The following is a 20445-nucleotide window of genomic DNA, read 5'->3' on the forward strand; positions in this document are numbered from 1 at the left end:
AATGTACAACTGGCTTAAATTCACTTCACAGCTCTATGGTTAATAGAGTCACAATGAATTAGCAGTTAATGGTTATTTATAATTCCTGTTTCCAAGTATTTATAATCTATCCACGAATCTGAAAGGGTGTTATTCAGAGAGTGGAAGTATTAGTAATATTTTGACTACTCTTAGTATAATTTGTATGTGTTAGATTGTCAATTGATTATTTTGAATAATTTGAAAATAATTATAGTACCTTCTGCTTTTCTTCCGTTTTTATTTGATGGAAATGGAGGTCTAAATCCTTTAATGCCGCAACAAGAGCATTTGTCGCCTTGCCTCGGTAATAGGTTTCAATTTCTTCAATTACACCTTCCACGCCATCTTTTAGACTAACGCCTTTTAATATACGGCCAATAAAGTCGCTCCCCTGTTCAGTTGCTAAAGTACAAGACGCCTCTACGATTACGCCATATTTACGATCGACTTCAGCTGTGATTGTTAACGTATCGAAGACACTTTTTGCTGCCATTCCTTGCGGCAGACGGGCGTGACCTGCAATAAAAATAGTCCTTCCATTCAGCATAATGGGCCTACCTCTCGAAAGAATTAGTTAAACGAATATTGCTTCTTTTATGGTTGTTTGTTCTGGTATTCTATTCACAACTTCTTTTCCGATTTCGATTGAAGCCGTTGCAGCAGGAGATGGCGCATTACATACATGGATTGTTCGTTTCCCTTGAATGATATGGAAGTCATCCACCATATTTCCATCGCTCCTTAATGCTTGAGCACGGACTCCAGCAGGTGCAGGGATTAAATCATCCTCTTGGATCTCCGGAATCAGTTCCTGAAGGCTCTTTGTAAATTGTTTCTTACTGAAGGAGCGAATATATTCATCAAGCCCCTCCTTCGCAAATTTCCCTGCCATTTTCCATAATCCAGGAAAGCTTAATGATTCTAGTAAATCCTTTGCATTAAAATCTGTCTTTCTGTACCCTTCCCGTTTAAAGCTAAGCACAGCATTTGGTCCCGCATCGATTTCACCGCTGATCATTCGTGTAAAATGGACCCCCAGAAAGGGGAACTTTGGATTTGGAACCGGATAAATTAAATTTTTTACTAGATAGCGCTTTTCAGGTTTTAATTTGTAATACTCGCCTCTAAAAGGCAATATCTTCATATCTGTTTTATATCCTGCTGCTAGTGCTACACGATCACTGTGAAGCCCAGCACAGTTAATGACCATTCCAGCTTTTAATGTTCCGCGATTCGTTTCAATGATTACGTGATCCGATTCTTCGTGCATTTTCTCCACTTTTGTATTTAGACGAATCTCTCCGCCACTCTCTCGAATAATTTCAGCGAACTTTTCACTAACTTGTCTGTAATTGACGATGCCGGCCATCGGAACACGTATGGCTCCTAAACCATTAACGTGTGGTTCAATTTCCTTTAATTCATCTGGACCGATTCTATGAATAGCTAATTCATTTTCCAGCCCTCGTTTATATAAATTCTCAAGAATCGGTATTTCCTCTTGTTTGGTTGCAACAATTACTTTTCCGCAAATATCATGGTCTATACCATGTGTTTGGCAGAATGCAGTCATCGATTTACTTCCTTGGCGGGCAAAACGAGCTTTGAAACTGCCGGGCTGATAATAAATGCCCGAATGAATCACACCGCTGTTATGCCCTGTTTGATGTTCCGCAACAACGGGTTCCTTCTCCATGACGACTATCTTCGCATTAGGAAAACGCTCATAAATGGCCATCCCTGTTGATAAACCAACAATGCCTCCGCCAACTATTGCAAAATCATACATTTTCATTAGGACCCCTCTCCATTTTGACTTTCCTTGTAAGAATTACATTGGATCCATATAAACAGTCTTTACTTCTGTATAAAACTCAATAGCAGCTTTTCCTTGTTCACGATTGCCCGAACTAGAATTTTTAACTCCGCCAAAAGGCATTTGTGGTTCTGCTCCCGAAGTTTCCGAGTTCACATGTACAAGTCCTACCTCCGCATCTTCAACGAAACGGCGGGCCAATGTTAAATTGTTTGTGCAGATGGCTGCGCTAAGACCAAATTCAGTATCATTTGCCATTTCCACTGCTTCCTCGTAATCTTTCACTTTAAACAATGCAAGAACTGGACCGAAAATTTCCTCACGGGCAATCCGAGCATCCTTAGGCATGTTTTCAAAGATTGTTGGTTTTACATAAAAACCATTTTTTAATTCTTCCTCTTCCGGGATCTCTCCACCGCAAAGCAGTGTTGCTTCTGATTTCCCCGTTTCGATCATTTTGAGCACCCCATCAAGCTGTGCTTTTGATACGGCCGGCCCGATAACGGTTCCCTCGTGAAGCGGGTTACCAATGGTTAATTCCTTCGTACGCTTTACTAGCCTATCACGGAATGACTCGTAAATCCCTTCTTCGACAATCACACGGCTCGTTGCTGTACATTTTTGACCGATAGATTTAAATGCTCCGTTTACAGCTATATCAACCGCTCTTTCAAGATCTGCATCATTGAGAACAACGAGCGGATTCTTTCCTCCCATTTCCATCTGTACCTTTTTTCCGTGTTCTACAGCCTGTTTTTGAATCTGCCGTCCTACTTGGTTCGAACCGGTGAAAGAAATGGCTTTTATATCTGGATGGTTCACCAATTCATTCCCAATAACAGAACCTCTGCCAAATACACAATTCAGGACACCTGCTGGCAGACCAGCTTCATCAAAAGCCTTCATCACGTGACAGACAGATTTCGGTGTTAAATCAGCAGGCTTAATCACCACTGTATTTCCGTATATAAGGGCTGGTGCCATCTTCCATACTGGAATGGCAATGGGAAAATTCCATGGTGTAATTAACCCAATAGGACCTAGGGGTGTACGGGTCGTATACAAAAATGTTTTCTCACTCGCGGACGGAATGACATCTCCAATCGGCTGCCGTGCTTCAGCTGCAAAATATTCGAGGATGCTTACCGCGCGATTCGCCTCCCCCATCCCTTCCGAAAACGCTTTTCCCTCTTCCTTAATTAGATCCCGTCCTATTTCCTCAATGTTTTCTTTCAAAATTACCGCAGCCTTTTGTAAATACGCTGCTCTTTGTTGAATGGAGAGTTTTTTCCAAGCAGGAAAAGCATTTTTTGCAGCAGCTACAGCATCCTGAACATCAGCTGCTGCACTGGATGGGAATTCCCCCAAGCCTTCTCCATTATGTGGATTAAGATTCTCTTTATATTCATTTGTAGTTGGTTCTTTCCATTGGCCGTTAATGTAATTCAAATGGCGCATCGATAAATCCTCCTAAACTCTTCTATCAATCTTTTTTACTTTTATTACATGCTAGATTACTAATTTAGTGTCATTATCCACCTTAGCCGCCGTTTTCTTCGTTACAACACTTACTCCCAACGTTACAGCAACATTGATCATTAACACGGCTAATCCTAGATCTAAATCCTTAATGACATTTGGGAATGACGGGAATAACGTTGCAAGTGACATTTCTGTAATCGTTGAATAAATGACGATGATACTGCCAACAATCATTCCAGCGAAGGCCCCTTGGACGGTAACGGGGTTCCTTTTCCAAAGGCTGAAAAACAAAGCAGGAAATAACTGAACCATAAAGCTATAAGACATAAGATATAGCGTAAGAATCGATTCCCCTCCATTAAAGGTAAAGAAAAGGGTTACCAACGCTATAATAGGCACAAACCTTTTGGCCATCCTTGCCATCTGCTGATCTGTTGTGTTCGGTTTCCATGCTTTATAGATATTTTTAGAAAGAATCGTTGAAACCGCCGTCAATACCAAAGAACTTGGGATAAGGGCGGCCATGGCTCCAGCTGCGCCAATGACCCCGACAAACCAAGGGTCGAAAGACAATTTCGCCATTTTAAATAAGGCTAAATCTGTATCTGGCCCCTTTAAATCTGGCACTTGTAAAACACCAGAAAAACCGATAATCAAAGAAAAAACGATAATAATCTGGTAGATAGGCATGACCCCTGCATTTATACGCAGTGATTTTCCACTTTTAGCTGAGAATATCCCCGCCATCATATGTGGAAACATGTAAAATGCCAGTGCTGTCATGATCGTAGCCGAAACAAACCATGAAATGCTTAATCCTTGTTCTGGGAAAATTAAAAATCCAGTTTTGGCGGTATCAATGGCTTCAAACATCGGCTCTATGCCGCCGTAATAATGAAAAGGGAAATAGAACCCCATAAAGACCATAACACCTAAGATCAAGATATCTTTAATAATGGCTGTCCATGCGGCTCCGTGCATCCCAGATACCGTTACATAAATGGTAACAGCAATAACCGCTACGACGATGGCCATCTGAGGAGAGATAGAACCGTAGGACGCTTCCGATACAATAATTCCTAATCCTTTTAACTGCATCACTAAGTATGGGATAACGGCAACAACACTTATGATCGCGACGAGAATACCAAGTGCCTGACTGTTATACTTTTTCTCGTAAAAATCTGATTGGGATATGACTTTATTTTCCTTCGCATACTTCCAAATAGGTGGCAGCAGCCAGTAAGCGATTACAAAGTAGAAGCAATTGAAAGCGTATAGGGCGGGAGGCATGCCGGATCGATAAGCACCACCGCTTGCTCCTAGGAATGTATAGGTAGTAAACATCTCACCCGCTAATAAAAAGAACATCAAAAGACTTCCAAAACCCCGTCCCCCGACAGACCACTGCTCCATATTCATTTCTTTCCCTTTTCGAGCTTGCAAACCTAACCAAATACACAATCCCAGGAAAAAAAGGATGACGAGAAGGGCTGCGTTCATACTTCTTCCTCCTTATTCGCTGGATCCAGCTTATTGGCAATGATCAAGAACAAGGATGTCAGGCCCACCCAGCATATAGCCCAAAACAGGACAAATGGCAATCCAAGTACATAGGGTTCCACTTTATTAATGACAAAAAGTGAACCCAAGGCTGGTATTAAAGTTAATAGATATACCTTCTTCTTCATATTTCACCATCCTAGTTTCGAATAGATAAATGTAATACAGTAAACAGTATGTTTTATTTGGATAGTCAATATTTGAACCTTCTGACAATTAAAACTCCATTAAACCATTTTCTCTTTGAATTGGAAAGGTATCTGATCTATGGATGCCCATCTTTTATCCATACACCACGTAGACTTTTTTAAATCTATTGCACTAGTTTATCGGGCTCTCCATTTGTTAGGATGGATGTATCCCTTTTCTTTCTTGTAAATTTAAAGTAGTAAAAAACATAACAAGCGGCAACAAAGCCGAATCCTATATAAAGCGATGTCCGCTGTGCCGGATCGAAAGCAGTAAACACGACGATTCCTACGCACATGATAAGGCATAAAATTGGAACCAGCGGGAAGAAAGGAACTTTAAATTTCAAATCCGCAAGCTTTCCGCCACCCGCAATATACTGTTTGCGGAATTTATACTGTGCAAACGCAATGGCCATCCACGTAACTACCCCTCCAACACCACTGATCGCAAGCAGGACAACAAATAATGTTTCTTCTGCTATCACACTGGTAAGCAAGGAAAGCAAAGCAAAGGCGAGTGTCACAAGCAAGGCGTTCATAGGAACACCGCGTTTGTTTACCTTACCGAATGCCCGCGGAGCCTGTCCGCTTTGGGAAAGTGAAAAAAGGATTCTCGTACAAGCAAACAAACCTGTATTCCCCACTGAAAGGATCGCTGTTAATATAACAAAGTTCATAATATCAGCCGCATAAGGAATTCCTGTCATATCGAATACCGTTACAAATGGGCTTTCGAGCACACCCGCCTGTTTCCACGGAACAATGGCTGATAAGACAAAAGTGGCCAGTACATAGAAAAGTAAAATACGGACGATGATACTCCGGATTGCTTTTGGGATACTCTTTTCGGGATCCTCTGTCTCACCGGCTGCAACTCCCATAATTTCCGAACCCATAAAGGCATAAACGACTGTCATCACGGATATAAAGACGCCGATGAAACCTGTTGGAAATATTCCGTCACCGAAAAAGTTTGAAAGGTAGGGGGCCGATTGTCCCTGTATAGGAATCAAACCGAAAATCGCTGCCCCGCCAACGACAATAAAAAAGAGAACAGCTACTACTTTAATCGCAGAGAACCAGTACTCCATCTCAGCAAAGCTTCTTGTAGTCAAGGCATTTATACCGAATAAAAGTAAGGAGAAAACGGCACACCATACCCATACTGGTACATCTGGAAACCACCTGGCCATCAGCAATCCGGCTGCAATAAACTCTAGTCCTACATATATGGCCCAGCTAAGCCAGTAAGTCCAGCCAATCATAAACCCAGAGGCAGGGCCGATAAACCGCTCTGCATGGGCCTGAAATGAACCGGAAACCGGCATGACGACGGATAGCTCCCCTAGACAAACCATAACCAAGTACATGAGCAAGCCTCCGAATAAATAGGCGGTAATAGCCCCGAAAGGTCCGGCCTCGCCAATCGCATACCCCGATCCTAGGAAAAGACCCGTTCCAATAACTCCCCCTATAGAAAGCATAAATAAATGCCTGCTTTTCATCGAACGTTTTAATTCTTTTGGTTGACTTCCTTGTTCTGGCTTCATACAATTCCCCCTGTATTTTTTCTATCCGTATAAGGGATAGGGCAAATAATGACCCATTTTATTACCTGCTTATCTGACGGCTTCCTTTTCAGACATACTTGTAAACTCTAATAAATCACTGACTTCAGGTTTAAAAATTTCATACGCAACATCCCGCTGATATCGGTTTTGTTTCTTCGCTTCTGAAAATAGTCGATGGGTATTTTTTCGGCATAGCTTTTCAATATCATCCATCACTGCCTGCGGGTCTGGTTTGACCAGTCCAAAAATAACAGCGTCATAAAATCTGATTGCCCCTAGGTTCGCAACAAAATCATTAACGATATCAATTCCTCTTTGTTTGATGATTTCATCTCCTTCGGAAGATACTGGTATATTAGCAGCCTCAACAATCAAACTCGCTTTAACAGTATCAGCATTAGACTTGTTGATCACGTCCTCTAATGCACATGGGATAAGAATATCGCAATCCACATCGAGCCACTCAGAGTTGGGCCTTACCGTATAGGTTGGTTCAAAATAATCTTGGTCCATTTCTCCATATACATTCTTATGGTCAATAAGATTTTGAATATCCAATCCTTCTTCACAGGTGACTAATAAGTTCGCATCTGAAATTCCGACGATTTTATAACCTAATTGAGACAGTTTTAATGCACAGCTTGCCCCTACACAACCAAAGCCTTGGATAACAACCTTCGCGCCGTCCTTACCTTTTTTAAACTTCCATGCTTCATCGGCTGAAAAGGCAACACCATATCCTGTGACAGCATCATTTAAAAGCAATCCATCAATTCTGGTTTTCATCAGTCCATCAAAATCCTTGATTCCTTGAAGAATCGCAGGATTTTGTTTCATTGATTGGGTTAGAGGGATGTCGATGCCGAATTCGTTAAAGATTTGCAGTACATCTTCGTACTTCGTACCCAAGTCACTTCCTAAAGATACCCCGCTATCAATATAAGGCATCATGGCAATTAAAAACCTTCTTAAGACGGCATTAGCATCTGGAGCTTTATAATCATACTTAATACCAGCTTTACATCCTCCGGTCGTTCCGCTGTCACTAGCTACATACTTATAAGCCATAGCGTGGGCCAATCTTTCAACCTCTTCTTTTGTTACTGTCGGATGCATTCTCGTACCGCCGCCTGTATATCCTTTCACGAAATTATGAACAACAAGCCACCCCTGTGCGTCTGTTTCTGTATCATTCCACTCAACAATTAAATATGGTTTAGACATTCCAATACCTCCTAAGAATCTCTTCCTTCAAGCATCATGCAGCTACGATTAAAAATACTATTAACACTACGAATATGTTGTTAATACCTTAAAAAAAATAGGTTACTAGTCAAACCAGCGAATAGGCTTTGGATCCAAATTTATGTTAATCTGTTTTGTTTCCTGGTATTCATCCAATCCATACGTGCCAAGGCTTCGGCCAATACCGCTTTGTTTGTGTCCGCCCCATGGAGCTTGGATAGTTGTAAGATGGTAGGCGTTTACCCAAGTGATGCCGGCACGAACCTTTTTGATGACACGTAGGGCTTTGTTTTGGTCAGTAGAGAAAACAGCACCTGCTAGTCCATATTCTGTGTCATTGGCAATCTTGATGGCCTCCTCTTCATCTATGAATCTCTGGATGGTAACGACAGGGCCAAAGATTTCTTCCCTGACAATCCGCATATCCGTTGTTACATTAGTAAAGACAGTAGGTTCAATGAAAAATCCATCTTCCAAACCTTTACCCTCGATTCTATTCCCGCCAAGAGCAAGGTTCGCACCTTCTTCTTTACCAATCTGAATGTAATTTAGAATGCTCTTAAAGTGCTTTTCACTTACAATAGCCCCCATTTGGGAGTGCTCATCATTTCCAGGACCTACTCGAATCTCTTTTGCCTTTTGTATATATTTCTTAACAAATTCATCGTAGAGTCCTTCTTGGACAAGAATCCGGCTTCCAGAAGAACAAACTTGACCAGATCCCATGAAAATGCCAAATAAAGAGTAATCAACGGCTGTTTCCAAATCGGCATCATCAAAGATGATATTCGGAGATTTCCCTCCCAGCTCAAGGGATACTTTTTTCATGTTTCCGGCTGAGGCCTGCATGATATAGCGGCCGACCCCTGTGCTTCCAGTAAAGGAAACCATATCGACATCATGGCTTTCAGCAATCGTCTGGCCAACCACCGGTCCATCTCCCATAATGAGGGCAGCTGCTCCCTTTGGTAAATCGGACTGATCCATCAGTTCAAACAATTTCACTGCTGTCATCGGAGTAATTTCCGCCGGTTTTAAAAGGATACTATTACCAGCCGCAAGTGCCGGTGCAATCTTCCATACACTCATCAATAAGGGGAAATTCCAAGGGACAATTAATCCCGCAACTCCCATCGGTTCCTTAATGATCAATGTCTGCATATTTCCGGAGGTTTCATAAACCTGGCCGTTAGGCACATTAAGCAGACCTGCATAATAACGAAATGTATTCACAGCCTCCTCAACATCCGATTCTGCTTCTCTTTTCGTTTTCCCGTTATTCTCTACTTCTAAATCTCTTAATTCATCAAAGTTTTCCTGTAATAGATTAGCAATCTGAAGTAAAACAGCCGCCCTCTCCTGTGGGGATTGATCAGACCATATACCACTTTCAAATGTTCTTTTTGCTATTTTGATTGCCTCTTCTGTTTCTTCCTTCGTAGCGCTCGATGCCCTGGCAATGACTTTCTGTGTAGCGGGATTAATAATATCAAGTTTGTTCGGGTTACTTGATTCTACCCATTGCCCATTTATATAGTGTTTTAACTCTTTTATCATAGCTTTGTACCTCCAAGTATGGCTTACGCTCCCCCCACTTTAGAAGTGGGGGATGAACGTTAGTGGAAATCTATCCCTGTTTTGGACGGAAAGAGGCGATATATTCGTCCGAATCCTTGTATTCCAATACTCCTACTGCTTCTACATCGACTACAACCATATAAGGCTTTTTGCTTGCGATTGCATTCGCTAATCCTGCCTTGAACTCTTCAACCGAGCGTACCTTCTCTGATTCGAAGCCCATTGATTTTGCCAGCATGACGAAATCAGGGTTTTTCAAGTCTACCGATATACGTCGGCCATATGCCGCTTCTTGATAGTATCTTAAGATTCCATATCCACCATCATCAAATAATAGGACGATAATCGGTGCATCCTCCTGAATCGCTGAGATCATCTCACTTGAATTCACCATGAATCCACCATCACCTGCAATTAGAACGACTTTCTTATCCGGCTGACCGATTTGGGCGCCAATCGCCATTGGCAAACCTTGTCCAATTCCTCCGCCTGTCATGTACAGGTAATTTCTTGGTTCATAAATATCGAACAATTTATTTCCCCAAGTGTATCCAGGGATCGTCACATCCGTCACCAAAACTGTATTCTCAGGCAGTTGTTCACGCATAATATCCGCCACTTCTCCATAAGGCCCAATTTGGCTGCGCAGGTCATCACGAACAGATTGACGGGCAAACTTCACTTCTTCTACATAAGCTTGGTCAGGCTGGATTTCCTTATTTGCCAAAATCGTGTTGATCTCTTGTAAAACGGCCTTGGCATCTCCGTTCAGTGTATACAATGTATCAAAGTTACGATTAAAGGCATTAGGGTTCATATCAATATTAATATGATTTTCCGGTACCGGAAGTGTCCATCCATTCGTTTCACTTCCACGGAAACGGACCCCGACACTAATAAGTAAATCCGACTTTTTCAATAGTTCCTCCACTTGAGGGAAATACGCAAAATTGCCGATGCAAAGCGGGTGGTTTTCAGGGATAGACCCTTTTCCGGATTCACTTGTAACGACCGCAGGCTGAATTTTATCAACCAGCTTTTGCAGTTCCTCTGATGCACCTGACGCAATGACCCCATTTCCTGCCCAAATGATCGGTCTATTTGCAAGGGCAATCCTTTCAACAACATCAGCAGGAATGTTGATTTTCACTTCTGGATTTAGAACCGTTTCCACATCAATTAATTGATTGTTAGGAATGATTCGCGCTTGGAAATTGGTTGGAATGGAAACCGTTACCGGACCTGTTGGCACCGTCAGCGCTTCTTTGATTGCTTTACGCATAAACGGAATGATTTGCTTTGGACGCTTCAATAAATAAGCTGCTTTGTTCGCACCCTCCATCATTTTTAACTGGTCTTTTGCCTCGTGAATATAACGTTGATCTGTTCCAATATAATGAGAATCTGCTTCCCCTGTAATGTGCAAAAGAGGAGTGCCCGAGTTCCATGTTTCTGACAAGGAACCTGCCCCGTTCCCTGCACCAGAACCAGTACTTGTGATGACAACGCCCAATTTTCCTGTAGCACGGGCATAGGCATCAGCCATGTTGACCGCGCCGCTTTCACCACGGGCCGTAACGGTGCGGATGTTTCCATCCCTAAGGATTGCATCATAAATTGGCATATTGTGGATACTAACGATTCCAAATACTGCCTCTACTCCAGCTTGCAGGAGCTCTTTTACGATGGCATCCGCAACTGTGAATTCTGTTTGGTAACCTTTAAGATTTGGTTCTGCAACTGCTGTGAATGTTTGATTATTCATTTTCATCCTCCAAATATGTCTAGTAATATATTTCTATATAACTCTATTTTCATATAAAACGAAGGGGTACGCTATAGCACACCTTCTTTTACGTTCATAGCTTCTTCATAAAGGTTGTGAAAAAATTTGATTGCATACTCAGTCGGTGAATACACTCCATGCTTGAAGGCATTCGTATGGAAACCTTTTTGCAATAATTCGACAAGGTCGAAATCCTCTAATCTTACCTGATCGACAAAACGAATCAATTCCTCTTGCTCTTTGCTAATTTCATCCGATTTAAAGTAGTAGCTATAGATGGCAAGTGATTTATCCGGTGCCAGCGGCAAAATTTGACTTGTCGTCATATTCCCTTCTTTTCCAGGATAAATGCTCACCATCAAGTTTGGCCATACCCAATAGAAATTGGCGTGATCTTCTTGTTGTTCATTCGACTTTTTGGTTAATTCCGAATATTGGCATGAGAAATTGCCATGTAAATCGATGTGGTAATTTTTCATATCAAATGTTTTTGAAAACTCAGGATGGGCAATCTTACAATGATCGCACTCCAGGTAATTATCAACAATCGATTTCCAGTTAGCATCAATGACCCTTTGGGTTACCCGAACCTTTTTCAAAGAATCCAAGAAGGTGTATCTTTCCAGATTGGCCATAAATTCTCCGTACGTTTCTTCCATTGGTCTTGCTTCTTGGTTCAAATTTATGAAGATCATGGACTGGAATACTTCAAGCTTTACTTGTGGCATACAGCTATGGTTTCCTAATTCATTTGTACCGAAGTTTGGCGCCTTATTTAATTTCCCGTTCATGTGGAATGTCCAGCCGTGATAGGTACAGGTGAAAACCTTTTTATTTCCACACTCGCTTTTTTCCACTTTGGTTCCTCTATGCGGGCAAATGTTGTAAAAGGCATTTAATTCATTGTTTTTATCCCGGCTAATGATTAATGGCTGATCTGCTATATCAAAAGTAAAGAAATCTCCCGGTTTTTCCACCTGGCTTATATGACCAGCTAAAATCCAGCTGTCTTGAAAAATCCTTTTCTTTTCCTCTTCAAATATTTGCGGATTCACATAATTTTCGTACGGTAGAGTGTGCTCCAGAGAATTTCCTGTTAACGCTTTCATTTGTCATTCCTCCTTTTGTCATTCAAATCCTTTAAAGTACTTTTCATAATTCATTAGATGCAAATTCCGTGCCAACTGTCTTTTTGACAAAAAAGCCTAGATTAATAGGATATTAAAAGGGCAAGTGAGTTCATTCGTGTTCACCAGCTGACTTTCCCCCTGATATTTTCCTATTTTAGATACTTTTTAAACTATTTACAATTCCGAATATTTGGACTAACATTTAGTAGGATGTGATTATAATCACACTTTTGCCTACTGTAACATTTTACTGAATACAATGAAACTCACTCTGAGTTCTATCGAACTCATAATATGATTTTCGGGAGGTCACTTCATGCCATTATCCAATTTACTAACCGATTTAGATCTAAATATGGAAGCGCTTATAAAAATTTTAGATTATTCTTCTGACGAAATCTTTGTTTTAAATAAGGATAAGAAAATTATCTATGTAAATGACGCTTGTAAGAAGCATTATGGGTTAAATAAGGAAGACGTTATAGGGAAAGCGAGCATGGAATTAGCCGATAAAGGCTATTGGTATCCCTCCATTTTCCCCGAAGTATTGGAAAGAAAAGAGCCAATTACGATTAAACAAACTACAATCCTTGGTGCGGAACTTCTCACCTCGGTCGTCCCTATTTTAAATGATCAAAAAGAAGTGGAATTAATCGTAACGACAGCAAGGGAATTACAAAGTTACAAAATGCTGAAGGTAAAAGAAAGGGATTCAAAAAAAAGTAAAGAAGCTGAAGATCCATTTGGCAGAATCATTACTAATAATGAAAAGGTGAAAAATGTGTTGAAGTTTGCCAAGAAGGTGGCAGCTGCAAACTCTACGATATTAATTCTAGGCGAGTCCGGAACAGGTAAAAGCATCTTAGCCCAATATATTCACGAAAACGGAAATAGAAGGAACGGCCCATTTTTAACCATCAATTGTGCTGCAATCCCTGCTGAATTAATGGAGTCTGAGCTTTTTGGCTATACACCTGGTTCTTTCACGAATGCAAACCGTGCCGGAAAAAAAGGGATACTGGAAAGCGCGGAGGGGGGTACGGTGTTTCTTGATGAAATAGGGGACATGCCTTTGCCTCTTCAGGCTAAAATACTGCAAGTGATTCAGGAGAAAAAGTTCATTCCCATTGGCGGCATGAGAGAAAAGTCAGTCGATATCCGAATTATTGCCGCGACTAATAAAGATTTAAACAAAATGGTGAAAAATAAAATGTTTAGAGAAGATTTATATTATCGGCTGAACGTTGTGGATATCAAAATGCCCCCGCTTCGGGAAAGGCAAGAAGATATCGTCCCGCTCATCTATAATTTCTTATACAAATTTAATCGAATCCTTGAAATGAACAAATTAATTTCTAAAGATTGCCTCGAATGGCTTACCCATTATTCATGGCCCGGAAATATTAGACAATTAGAAAACCTAATAGAAAAGCTTGTCATTGTAAGCAATGATGTCATCGGTATCGATGACCTGCCCGAAGGCATTTATAACCAAGGACTAGCGCAAATTGAAAATGCTGCCCCCGCTACCCTTAATGAGGCAGTCGAATTGGCAAAAAAAGAGATGATTCGTAAATCCTATAAAGCCAATAAAAGCTCCAGGCGCGTGGCCAAGGACCTGCAAATCAGCCAAACATATGCGGCCAGATTGATTAGAGAATATTGTCAGGACTTGTCGGAGGATTGAGCTTCCAAAATGATCGGCAAAAAGTCTACAAAAGTTCCCCGAATTTTAATCTTTTTCACAAAAAAGGCTCTCACCATGTTTTATGAGAGCCGGGTCAAACCCCCGACGAATTAATACCTTACTTTACTGGGGCTCTGACCCCACTATCCCATCCTTTTCCTTATATCTGTAAATGCTAAATCAACATTTATTTTATGAATCTAAATATAAAATCCCTCTATCAAACGAACTTTTGCCTGTTTCCAAGAAAATTATTGTCGTATTAAGCTTTGACTTCTAGAATTGATCTTCAAAATCGACAATGGAAACTAGAAAAATAAAAATTTTCACAAAAATAAACATGTTAAATTACCAACTAACCGTCTAATTTGTTTGAATATAAATCCAGTAACCTCAAGGGTTTTCCTAAGTAATAAGTGCGGAAATTGTCTTAAAAAAGCCATCAGAACCGTCCCCATGGTCCTTGTAGTGAGGATGATTTTGTTGTATATTGGAAATGCAATCGTTTGCATGAAATGTATTGCTATTTTGTAAGCGATTTCTATTTAGAGGTTAATAGACTGGAAGTTTCTCCATATGTTTTAAGGAGTTTTCTGTTCATTGGTTCTTTATACAAATTGCTCAACAAAGCACTTCTTTTTTTTTGCACTTTGTGCAAACGATTGCGCAACCAGGGTAATTCTAAGAGTAAACAGACCTTTACAGCAACTGACTTGCAGCAAAACGCTCTTATACTTCCCTATTTCAAAATTTAAAAGGGGGTAATTGTGTCAATGAGAAAAACCACAAAAAGGACTTTCTCCATCATCATGACTGCGATTATGCTTTTGAGCCTGTGGATACCTTATATCCCAAGCCAGGAAGCTTTTGCAGCCGAGACGAAGGCGGAGACAACTGCTTCAACCAATCGCGAGATTCGTTTCACGTACATTCGTGACGATAAGACATTTGGCGATTGGAACATTTGGACTTGGAATACTGGCGTCAGCGATGGTCAGGTTATTTTTGATTCCTATCAAGATAACCATGCCAGTGCTACGATTCCCGTAAGCTCCGAAACTGCCCAAATGGGCTTTGTACTTCGCAGCACATATGACTGGAATACCGCACAAAAGGAATTTGGCGACCGTTTCATTCCTGTTAATAAGAATGACTCGATTACGAAAGCTTACATCACAAGTGGAGTGGAACAAATCCGTATCGTTCCTGATGGATCCGCCCCTGTTATCGATCAGGGAAATGCGACGTTCTATTATCGCGATAAACTGCTTTTTGCAAACGATGGTATGGACACCATCGAAAAAGTAGAATTAAAATTTGATGGCAAAACAACACCAATGACGTTTGAACCAGAGAATGAGAGATTTGTAGTGACATATAACACCATTCCGAATGGTAAAAACGAATATTCCTACCTTGTGACCAAAAAGGATGGCACAACCGAGGAAGTAAGTGACCCTTACAACACTGTTAATGGCGTTTCAGTGATAGATTTCCAGAAAGCCGATTTAACCGTTTCAGGTACCGTTCAGCCTGCAGTGATTGACTATAATCAAAATGCGGTGCTGACTGTTGATGTACAGGGATTGACGAATGAACTGAAAGTCAACAAAATGTTTGCGGACATCTCTTCCCTTGGAGGATCAAAGCAGCTTGAGATTGACCCTGCGCTGAAAGAAATCAGTATTGCCGTGGATGACCATATCACAGCAGGAACAAAAACGATCCCTCTTACGGTGATTGATTCCTACGGAAACTACTATAGCAGTTCTGCTTCAGTAGAGGTGAAAGCCCGCCAGTCCGTTGGGGAAAATGACTTTGACTGGGATGAAAGCATTATCTACTTCATGCTGACAGACCGATTCTTTGATGGTGATTCTACAAACAACGATCCTTATAATCAGAATTACGATGCGAAAAACGACCGTGGAACCTACCAGGGAGGAGACTTTAAAGGCATCTCTGAAAAGTTGGATTACTTGGACAAGCTTGGTGTCAACACCATCTGGATTAGCCCAATCGTGGACAACGTTAAGTACGATGCTCGTTATAACAACCCAGAAGGACATTCCTACTACGCTTACCACGGCTACTGGGCAAACAATTTTGGACAATTGAATCCTCACTTTGGCAGTATGGAAGATTTCCATCAACTGATTGACGACGCCCATGACCGTGGTATTAAAATTATGGTCGACGTAGTATTAAATCACACGGGTTATGGATTAAAAGAGATCGATGGGACTGTGGCAAATCCGCCTGCAGGCTACCCAACTGATGAAGACCGCGCTCGGTTCAGCTCCCTTCTCCGCCAAGGTTCTAATGTTGGAACCGATGAGGTTGTTGGTGAGCTGGCAGGCCTTCCGGATTTAAAAACAGAAGATCCAGCCGTCCGCCAAACGATCATTGACTGGCAAACAGACTGGATTGAAAAATCTAGAACAGCTAACGGAAATACCATCGACTATTTCCGTGTCGATACGGTAAAACACGTGGAAGATGCTACCTTGATGGCATTTAAAAATGAACTTACCAAAATCATGCCAGAGCACAAAATGATTGGTGAATTCTGGGGCGGAAGTGCTGATCAAAACGGCGGATATCTTGAGTCAGGAATGATGGATTCCCTGCTTGACTTTGGTTTTAAAGATATCGCCCACAATTTCGTTAACGGCAGCCTAAAGTCGGCAAACGATGCCCTGATAGCCCGCAACGGAAAAATTGATAACACGGCCACTCTTGGCCAATTTCTGGGAAGCCATGACGAAGATGGATTCCTCTACAAGGAAGGAAATGACAAAGGCAAGCTGAAGCTGGCAGCCTCCCTGCAGGCAACAGCAAAAGGCCAGCCAGTCATCTATTACGGTGAAGAGCTTGGCCAAAGCGGCGCCAACAACTATCCACAGTATGACAACCGTTACGACCTTGCCTGGAATCAGGTAGAAAACAATGATGTACTACAACACTATACGAAGGTCTTGAACTTTAGAGCTGATCATTCAGAGGTGTTTGCCAAAGGTGAACGCTTGACAATCGGCGGCTCTGACAGCGACAAGTTCTTAGTTTTTGCAAGGAAATACGAAAGCGAAGCAGCATATGTCGGCTTAAACATTGCAGACAGCACCAAGGAAGTTACTTTTACATTGGACTCCCAAGATGCCGTTGTGACAGACCATTATTCAAACCAGACTTTCAGTGCTTCAGCAAATGGCAAAGTCACAGTGACCATCCCTGCAAAGGCAAACGGTGGTACAGTACTTCTTACCGTTGAAAATGGCAGCATCACAGCTGCAGCAGCTGCGGACAGTGAAGATGGTGAAGGAAGTGTTGAGCCCGTTCCTGCGAACCACCTCCGTATTCACTACAACCGTATAGATGGTAATTATGAAAATTACGGTGCTTGGCTGTGGAATGATGTAGCTTCCCCTTCTGCCAACTGGCCAGTTGGAGCGACTATGTTTGAAAAAACAGACAGCTACGGTGCCTATATTGATGTACCGCTTAAAGAAGGTGCGAAAAACATTGGATTCCTCCTTATGGATATAACAAAGGGCGATGCTGGTAAAGACGGCGGAGACAAGGGATTCACCTTTACATCTCCAGAAATGAACGAAATCTGGATCAAGCAAGGATCGGACAACGTCTACAACTATGAGCCAGTAGACTTGCCGGAAAACACAGTCCGTATCCATTATGTTCGTGACAACAGCGATTACCGAAATTTCGGAGCATGGCTCTGGGGTGATGCTGCATCACCATCTGCCAACTGGCCGACCGGAGCCTCCCCATTCTCCGGCACAGACCGCTATGGCGCGTATGTTGACGTGAAGCTTGCAGAAGGGGCAAAAACCCTTGGCTTCCTTGTGATGGATGTAACCAAAGGCGATGCTGGTAAAGACGCTGGAGACAAATCCTTCAATCTGCTCGACAAATATAATCACCTTTGGATCAAACAAGGTGACAACAATGTCTACATCTCACCTTATTGGGAGCAGGCAACCGGAATCACGAAAGCAGAAGTCATCTCTGAAAATAGTATTCTGCTTGGTTTTACGATGACAGAAGGTCTGACACCAGACAGCTTGAAAGACGCCCTTGAAATCAAGGATGCTGACGGCGGCACTGTGGCCATTGAATCGGTTGAAATTACTGGAGCCGCTTCTGCAAAAGTAACCGCAGCCTTCGACATTGATAAACTTCCATTATCCGTAACGTATGCTGGCCGGACCGTATCAGCCACTACGGGCTGGAGAATGCTTGACTCTATGTACGGATATGAAAAAAATGACCTTGGCGCAACCTATAAAGACGGCGCTGTTACTCTTAAACTTTGGGCTCCAAGAGCAAGCAAGGTCGTGGCAAACTTTTTCAATAAGGAAAATGCAGCTGAGCAAATCGGCAGCATTGAGCTGACAAAAGGTGAAAAAGGGGTTTGGTCGGCAAGCATTGCTCCACGCGACCTAAATATAGCTGATTTAGAGGGTTATTTTTACCAATATGAAGTGACAAATGATGGAGTAACAAATAAAGTTCTTGACCCGTATGCCAAGTCAATGGCAGCCTTTACTGTCAATACGAAAGGTGAAGCTGGTCCTGATGGAGATAGTGTCGGCAAGGCGGCGATTGTTGACCTGAGCGGCACTGACCCTAAAGGCTTTGATTTTGCAAAAATCAAAGGGTATGAAAAACGCGAAGATGCCATCATCTATGAGGCACATATTCGTGACTTCACTTCCGACCCGTCCATCGAGGGTGATCTCGATGCAAGATGGGGATCCTACAAAGCCTTCATTGATAAACTCGATTATCTGAAGAAAATGGGCGTCACGCACGTTCAACTGCTTCCGGTAATGGCGTGGTATTATGGGGATGAAACCAAAATGGGACAACGAGAGCTTAACTACTCTGCCGGAGGAAATGAATACAACTGGGGCTATGACCCGCATAGCTACTTCTCTCCAGATGGCGCCTATTCAGAGGATCCAACGAATCCTGAAAAGCGCGTGAAAGAGCTGAAAGAACTGATTGATGCCATCCATGATGCCGGAATGGGCGTCGTGCTTGATGTGGTTTACACGCATATGGCAAAATCAAGCATGTTAAATGACATTGTTCCAAACTACTATGCATTCCAAGACGATAAGGGCAACTTCCTAGGCGGTTTCGGAAACAACCTGGCAACCAGCCATAAAATGGCCGAAAAGCTGATGGTCGACTCTGTAAAATACTGGTTTGATGAGTATAAAATCGATGGTATGAGGTTTGACATGATGGGTGATGCTACCTATCCTTCCATCCAAAATGCTTATGATGCCGCAGCTTCCATTAATCCCAATGCCCTGTTCCTTGGTGAAGGCTGGAGGACATTTGCCGGCCATATCGGCGAGCCTGAACTAAAAGGAATGGGAGCGGACCAGGATTGGATGGACAAGACGGACAATGTCGGAGTATTCTCTGATGAAATCCGCAATGAATTGAAATCTGGCTTCGGTTCAGAAGGCGAACCTAGATTCATCACAGGCGGAGCAAGGAGCATCGATACCATTTTCAACAACATTAAGGGCCAGCCGTCCAACACGTCTGAGGATGATCCTGGTGATATGGTTCAATATATCGAGGCTCACGACAACATGACACTATATGATGTCATCGCCCAATCCATTAAAAAGGATCCTTCTATTCCGGAAAACAACCTGGAAATTCATAAGCGTATCCGTATTGGAAATTCCCTGATTCTGACTTCACAAGGAACAGCCTTCCTGCATGCAGGACAGGAATACGGCCGGACAAAGCAATGGCTTGGTGAAGGTGTTCCGGAACAGAAATACCATGAACTGAAAGACGAACAAGGCAGCTCATTTGGATACTTTATTCACGATTCTTACGATTCATCCGATGCCATCAATATGTTTGACTGGCAGAAGGCTGTGAATAAGAAGCTATATCCAGTAAATACAGAAACTCGCGAGTTTACTCAAGGTTTGATTGAGCTAAGGAAATCAACAAATGCTTTCCGTTTGGGCGACCAACAGCTGGTTAACCAAAATGTAAAGCTGCTTGACCTTCCTGAAATTAAGGATACAGACCTTGTTCTAGCGTACAAAGCTGTTTCCACTGACAATACTGGAACCTACTATGTGTTCGTCAATGCAGATTCTGAAGCGCGCACCTTGACACTTGGAGAACATAACCTCTCTAAAGGCAAGGTAGTTGTCGACAGTGACGAAGCAGGCGCAACCCCAGTTTCCAAAAAGTCAGGCTTCACACTTAAGAATGGAACCCTGACCATTGACCCATTAACAACAATAGTAATCAAAGTGGGCGGCAAGACTGGTAACGGTAAATAGGAAAAAGCTAATATAAACAAAGAGAGAC

At 42.1% G+C, this 20445-nt stretch carries 12 protein-coding genes; 2 read left to right on the forward strand and 10 right to left on the reverse strand.

What is annotated here, in order from left to right:
• Positions 1-229: 229 nt before the first annotated feature.
• From QNH48_RS27525 to QNH48_RS27570, 10 genes are all read right to left on the reverse strand, one after another.
• Positions 230-568, reverse strand: a complete 339-nt coding sequence (locus QNH48_RS27525) for a DUF3870 domain-containing protein (protein ID WP_283952829.1) — start codon at positions 566-568, stop codon at positions 230-232.
• A gap of 27 nt (positions 569-595) precedes the next feature.
• Positions 596-1810 carry an L-2-hydroxyglutarate oxidase gene (gene lhgO, locus QNH48_RS27530; RefSeq protein ID WP_283955900.1) on the reverse strand — a complete coding sequence of 405 codons (1215 nt, stop codon included), beginning with the start codon at positions 1808-1810 and terminating at the stop codon, positions 596-598.
• 42 nt (positions 1811-1852) lie between these two features.
• Entirely contained in the window at positions 1853-3295 is a 1443-nt protein-coding gene (locus tag QNH48_RS27535) for an aldehyde dehydrogenase family protein (protein WP_283952830.1), read from the reverse strand.
• A 51-nt stretch (positions 3296-3346) separates the two neighbouring features.
• Complete coding sequence (locus tag QNH48_RS27540) at positions 3347-4822, reverse strand: sodium:solute symporter family protein (RefSeq protein WP_283952831.1); 1476 nt, start codon at positions 4820-4822, stop codon at positions 3347-3349.
• Positions 4819-5010 carry a DUF3311 domain-containing protein gene (locus tag QNH48_RS27545; RefSeq protein WP_283952832.1) on the reverse strand — a complete coding sequence of 64 codons (192 nt, stop codon included), beginning with the start codon at positions 5008-5010 and terminating at the stop codon, positions 4819-4821. Before QNH48_RS27545 ends, QNH48_RS27540 begins: the two co-directional genes overlap by 4 nt.
• 185 nt (positions 5011-5195) lie before the next feature.
• On the reverse strand, positions 5196-6623 hold the full coding sequence (locus QNH48_RS27550; RefSeq protein WP_283952833.1) for an amino acid permease: 1428 nt from the start codon (positions 6621-6623) through the stop codon (positions 5196-5198).
• Between the two features lie 69 nt (positions 6624-6692).
• On the reverse strand, positions 6693-7868 hold the full coding sequence (locus QNH48_RS27555; protein ID WP_283952834.1) for a Glu/Leu/Phe/Val family dehydrogenase: 1176 nt from the start codon (positions 7866-7868) through the stop codon (positions 6693-6695).
• A 105-nt stretch (positions 7869-7973) separates the two neighbouring features.
• Entirely contained in the window at positions 7974-9443 is a 1470-nt protein-coding gene (locus QNH48_RS27560; RefSeq protein WP_283955901.1) for an aldehyde dehydrogenase family protein, read from the reverse strand.
• Between the two features lie 73 nt (positions 9444-9516).
• Positions 9517-11232: a thiamine pyrophosphate-binding protein gene (locus QNH48_RS27565; protein WP_283952835.1), complete on the reverse strand. Its 1716-nt coding sequence runs from the start codon at positions 11230-11232 to the stop codon at positions 9517-9519.
• 71 nt (positions 11233-11303) lie between these two features.
• On the reverse strand, positions 11304-12362 hold the full coding sequence (locus QNH48_RS27570) for an aromatic ring-hydroxylating oxygenase subunit alpha (RefSeq protein ID WP_283952836.1): 1059 nt from the start codon (positions 12360-12362) through the stop codon (positions 11304-11306).
• Between the two features lie 337 nt (positions 12363-12699).
• On the opposite strand from QNH48_RS27570, the gene QNH48_RS27575 reads away from it, so the two are divergent.
• Complete coding sequence (locus tag QNH48_RS27575; protein WP_283952837.1) at positions 12700-14070, forward strand: sigma-54 interaction domain-containing protein; 1371 nt, start codon at positions 12700-12702, stop codon at positions 14068-14070.
• Positions 14071-14843: 773 nt separating this feature from the next.
• Positions 14844-20417, forward strand: coding sequence for a pullulanase (locus QNH48_RS27580; RefSeq protein ID WP_283952838.1), 5574 nt, complete (start codon positions 14844-14846; stop codon positions 20415-20417).
• Positions 20418-20445: the final 28 nt, after the last annotated feature.

The organism is Neobacillus sp. YX16 (genome assembly GCF_030123505.1).
Taxonomy (GTDB): Bacteria; Bacillota; Bacilli; order Bacillales; family Cytobacillaceae; genus Neobacillus.